Here is a 3,348-nt window from a genome sequence, read left to right on the forward strand (position 1 = left end):
GATCGAGTACACGTGGATGAGCGTGCCCACCCCGGAGATCAGCAGGACGAACGTCATCGACAGCTGGTCGAGCTGGAAGGCCATGGCGTCGGCGCGCGCCGCGTCGGCGGCGGCCCGGGCCTCGGCGGCGTGCACCGTGCCGCGGCCGGAGGCGGCCATCGCCTCGGTCGCCCGGGCACGGGCCTCCTGCGCCTCGTGCCGCTGCTCGGCCGCGCGGGCGGCGTTGCGGGCGTTGCGGGCGTTGGTCTCCTCGGCGCCCGCCTTGCGGTCCGCCTCGGCGGCGATGCCGTCCTGCTTCTCGGCGTTGGCTCGGGCGGACGCGGCGGTGGCCGCGGCGGCCTGGGCCTGCGCGCGGGCGGCGGAGGCCGTACGGGCCTCGGCCTCGGCGCGTGCCCGTGCCGCGGCGGCGATGTCCCGCTCGCGTTCGGCGCGGGCTCGGGCCGCCGCGGCGAGGTCGCGTTCCCGCTCGGCGATCTTGCGCTGCTCGGCGGCGACCTGGGCCTGGCGCTCCGCTTCGAGACGGGCGTCGCGGGTCTTGCGGGCGTGTTCCCACGCCTCGCGTTCGGCCTGCTCGGCGGCCACGCGCGCGTCCTTGGCGCGCGTCGCGGCGGTCGCGGCGATCTTCGCCTGCTTGTCGGCGGCCTCGGCCAGCCGGGCCGCGGCCCGGGCGTGCTCCTCTGCGTTCGCCCGCCACTTCTTGGCCTGCTGCTCGTGCAGTTCGGCCTGGTTCTTGGCGTTCAGGCCGGCGGCGGTGGCGGCGGTGGCGTCCACCGCCTGCTGCGCCGTCTGGCCGGCCTTCGCCGCGGCGTCCGCGGCGGTGGCGATGCCCGCGGCGACCTCGGCCCACTGGGTGCCGTGCTCCAGGCCGGTCTCCACCAGGACATCGGCCTGCACCTTGGCCTGCGCGGCCGCGACCTGCGCCGCCTTGGCGGCGTCCTGGGCGTAGCCGACCTGCCGCTTGACCTCGGTCTTGACCGGGTCGTAGTTCGACAGGCGCTTGCCGGCCCGGTCGGCCGCCAGCATCCGGTCCGCCTCGCGGGCGGTCGAGGCCGCCGACGACATGGCGTTGGAGGCGTTCTTGAGGGCCTTGACGGCCTCGCCGTGCGCGGCGATCAGCTTGGTACGGGCCTCGGCGGCGACCGTGGTCCTGCGGGCGAGTTCCCGCAGCTTGTCCGCCGCCTCCTGGGCCTCCTTCTGGGCCTTCTCGTGCGCGGCCCGGTCGTCGGCGTCCTGCTGCGCCGCGGCCTGGTAGCCCTTCTCCAGGAACTCGGCGATCACCGCGTCGTTCTTGGAGTCCAGCGCGGCCTGCGCGGCCCGCTTGACCGCGGGGCCGCCCACCGCCGCGAGCATCTCGACGCGCTTGCGGTTCTCCTCGGCGCGCTTGGCGGCGTTCTGCTTCTCCGCCTCGTCGCGCTGCTTGGCGATCTCCGCGCCGAAGGCCAGGAAGTCGGCGCGGTCCTGCGGCGTGCCCTTGAGGACCCGCTCGACCTCGGCGTTGAAGAACGTGCCGCCGGTGCCGCGCAGCTTCTCGATCTGGGCGCGGTTGGCGACATCGGCGCCGGCCCGCTTGTCCTTGGCGCGCTGGCGGGCCTCGGCCTCACCGTGCTGGAGGAAGTCCCGGACCGCGTTGGGGTCGGTGCTCTCCAGCGCCTTCTTGGCGGCCTCGCGGACCTCTTCCTCCGCGTCGAACTCCGCGAAGTCCTCGACGAGCTGCCGGTCCCGCTCGGCGCTGATCCGGTCGAGTTCCGACCTCGGGGCGGGCGCCGGCGTTCCGGCGGTCTTCGGCTTCAGCCCCGCGACCAGCTGGTCCAGCGTCTGGACCGTCCGCGTCACCGACGCCTTCTGGTCGCGTACGGCGGTCGCGGCGGCGGCCTCGCCGGTGAAGGTGCCCAGCACCGTCACGGCGACCGATATGGCCACGCCCTTCCGTATATTCTCGGCCACGCGGACGCGCGGCCCTCCGGCTCTGGGCCGGAACCTTCCCCACACGGGAAACCCCCTAGACGAATGAATCAGTAAAGCCCCGCCCGGGTCAGGGGCGGGGTGGTCGAATGCCGTACGGCCGGCCCCGGTCGGCGGGCCGGCCGTACACCGGGATCAGCCCCTGGCGCGCGTCTCGCCGTCCTGGGCGCGGTCGTACATGGCCTTCCAGAACTCCGCCGCCTCCTGCGCCCGGGTCTGCTCCCCGGCCCATGCCTCCTGGCTGGTCCCGGCGGTGTCCGAGATCCCCTTCCAGAGGTCCTGCGCCGACTCGCGGGACAGCAGGGCGACGGCCCGCCAGTTCTCCGCCTGCGCGGCCGCGGCGGCGTGCTCGGCCAGCCAGGCGCGCTGCGCCGCGTCGGAGTGCCCGGACACGGCCTTCCAGGCCCGTTCGGCCTCGGCGCGGGCCTTGGCGGCGTCCGCCGCGCCCTGTACGGCGGCCTCGGCGGCCGTGGCCTCCCGGACCAGGCGCGTCAGCGTGTGGTGCCGTACCGCTTCCGCGTCGGCGGCCCGCGTCCGGTACGCCTCCATGTCGAGGACCGCGCCGGTGGCCCAGCCGTAGCCGAAGAACTCCGCCACGTCCTCGTCGGAGGCGCCCGGCCGCAGCGCCCACTGCGCGGCGACCCGTACCTGCTCGCCCGGGTCCCGGTCGGCCCGGTCGCGTACGAACTCCCGCTCCTTGGCGGTGACTTCCAGCCGCTGCTGCTGTCCGGCCGCGCGCGTGGCGCGGTCGCGGCGCTGCGCCTCGGCGTATCCCGTCTTCACGAACGCCGCCTGTTCGGCGACGCTGCCCTTGAGCGCCCGCGCGGCGGCGGCCCGCACCTCGGGGGAGAACCCCGCGGTGTGGGTGGCGACCACGCGTTCGCAGAATGCCTTGTTACGGGCCCGGGTCTCCCGCGCCCGCTGCTTCGCGTACTCGAAGCCGCCGCCGGGAGCGAACCACTCCAGGAGCGCTTCGTCGCCGCGGGAGCTGCGCAGCGCGTTCCACGCCGAGGTGCGCACCTCGGCGGCCGGGTGCGTCTTCGCCATCGACGTCACCTGGCGGCGCGCGTCCTCGATGACGGCGGCCAGCTCGGGCGAGAGCGCCGGAGCGGCCTGCCCGTCCGGGACGCCCGACACGGACGAGGGCACGGCCGGTACCGCGGACACGGCCGGTACGGCGGCCACCGCGGCCGCGGCACGGACCTCGGCCCCCGCCGGTACGACGCCCGTGACCGCGATCCCGCCGGCCAGTACGCCGACGACCAGCGCCCGCCCGCCCCACCACTGACGACTCAACTCGGACTCCCCCTCGGTTGAACAAGAACGTGTTCGGTCCGTGCGCGGTGCGCACAGTGTGCTCGCCCGCGCGGGGGCGGAGCCGTGCGG

The 3,348-nt window shown here is 75.6% G+C and carries 1 protein-coding gene and 1 pseudogene; both read right to left on the minus strand.

Annotation, left to right across the window (positions count from 1 at the left end; all coding sequences use genetic code 11):
- Positions 1 to 1,920 (minus strand): annotated as a pseudogene (locus ABZ873_RS34040) (hypothetical protein); the annotation flags it as partial.
- 177 nt (positions 1,921 to 2,097) lie between these two features.
- Entirely contained in the window at positions 2,098 to 3,258 is a 1,161-nt protein-coding gene (locus ABZ873_RS34045; RefSeq protein WP_360880722.1) for a hypothetical protein, read from the minus strand.
- Positions 3,259 to 3,348: the final 90 nt, after the last annotated feature.

The sequence above is a fragment of the Streptomyces sp. NPDC047014 genome, from assembly GCF_040644195.1.
Lineage (GTDB): Bacteria > Actinomycetota > Actinomycetes > Streptomycetales > Streptomycetaceae > Streptomyces.